Source organism: Solilutibacter pythonis (genome assembly GCF_003697345.1).
Lineage (GTDB): Bacteria > Pseudomonadota > Gammaproteobacteria > Xanthomonadales > Xanthomonadaceae > Solilutibacter > Solilutibacter pythonis.
This window is the reverse complement of record NZ_RFLY01000053.1, coordinates 1-1,494: the sequence shown is the minus strand read 5'-3', so window position 1 is coordinate 1,494 and position 1,494 is coordinate 1. Positions and strand designations below refer to the sequence as shown.

At 68.3% G+C, this 1,494-nt stretch carries 1 protein-coding gene; it reads right to left on the bottom strand.

Going from position 1 to position 1,494, the window contains the following annotated elements:
- Positions 1–1,494: amino acid adenylation domain-containing protein (locus EBB59_RS13225; RefSeq protein WP_122102591.1), on the bottom strand; the 1,494-nt coding region annotated here is incomplete at both ends.

The window sequence follows — 1,494 nt, the reverse complement described above, 5'->3', positions numbered from 1 at the left end:
TTGCTCACGCAGTTGCTCGGCATCCAGCGCAACACCGGCCTCCGCCACCGCATACCCCAACAAACACGCGCCCTCGCCCCGACCCTCCAACACCACCGCCGCATCCGCGACGCCCGCCAACGCGGCCAGACGCGCCGCAACCTCGCCAGGCTCGATCCGATACCCGCGCAGCTTGACCTGTTCATCGGCTCGGCCCCGGTATTCCAGCGTGCCGTCCAGCAGTACCCGACCAAGATCGCCAGAGCGGTACGCACGTACGTTGCCCAACCGCGGGAAACGCTCGGCCGTCAGCGCCGGCCGTTGCCAATAGCCTTGCGCCACACCATCACCGCTCACCACCAGCTCGCCCACCACACCGCGCGGCGCCAACGCGCCATCGGCCGCCAATACCTGAACGCTCAAGTCCGGCAGCGCTCGGCCAATCCGGCTCGCCGGGCTCTGCAAGTCCGCATCGCTCAGGCGACAGAAGCTGACATGCACCGTGGTCTCGGTAATCCCGTACATGTTGATCAGCTCGGCCTGCGGATAGCGCGCATGCCATTGCCGCAACCGCGCCGGTTCCAGCGCTTCGCCGCCAAACACCACGTAGCGCAATGCCAGCGCGGGCGCATGCGATTGCGCTTGCAGCGCGTAGAACGCCGAGGGCGTCTGGTTGAGCACCGTGACCTGCTCGCAGGCAAGCAGGTCGAGGAACGCGTCGGGCTGCCGGCACACCGCCTCCGGCACCACCACGGCGCGACCGCCGTACAGCCACGCGCCCCACAGCTCCCACACCGCGAAGTCGAAGGCGTGCGAGTGGAACAACGTCCACACGTCGGTCTCGCTAAAGCTGAAGTGCTCGGGCTGGGTGGCCGCGCTGAACAGCCGCACCACATTGCGATGGCTGACCACCACGCCCTTGGGCATGCCGGTGGAACCGGAGGTGTAGATCAGATAGGCCGGTGCATCGGCCGGTACCGCCGGCAGGGGGGTAGGCGGCAGTCGTTCCAGCCGTGTGCGGATCTCGGCCGCATCCAGGCACAGCACCGGCCCCGGTAGCGCTTCGGCATGGTCTGAGTGAGCCAGGCTCACGCAGACCTGGCTGTCGTCGAGGATCAGGCGTCGACGCGCGGCCGGCGCATGCAGATCGACCGGTACGTATGCGGCGCCGGTCTTGAGGATGGCGAGCAACCCGACCAGCAGTTCACAACCACGCGGCAGGCAGAGACCGACGCGTTCGCCCGGGCCGGCGCCGTGCTGGATCAAGAGGGTGGCCAGCCGGTCGGAGGCGACATCGAGTTCGGCATAGCGCAGGGCACCGTCTTCGGCGGTGACCGCGATACGATTGGGATGGCGGCGGGCGATGTCGGCGAAGCGCGAGACCAGGCTGGTGTCGTCGGCGAGCGACAGGCGCGGCGTCTCGGCCGGGCTCTGCGATGGCAACGGCGGCAGTGCCTGCGGCGAAGCCAACGAGGGCAGTTGTGCGAGCACGAAGGCCAGATCGTCCAGGAGTTG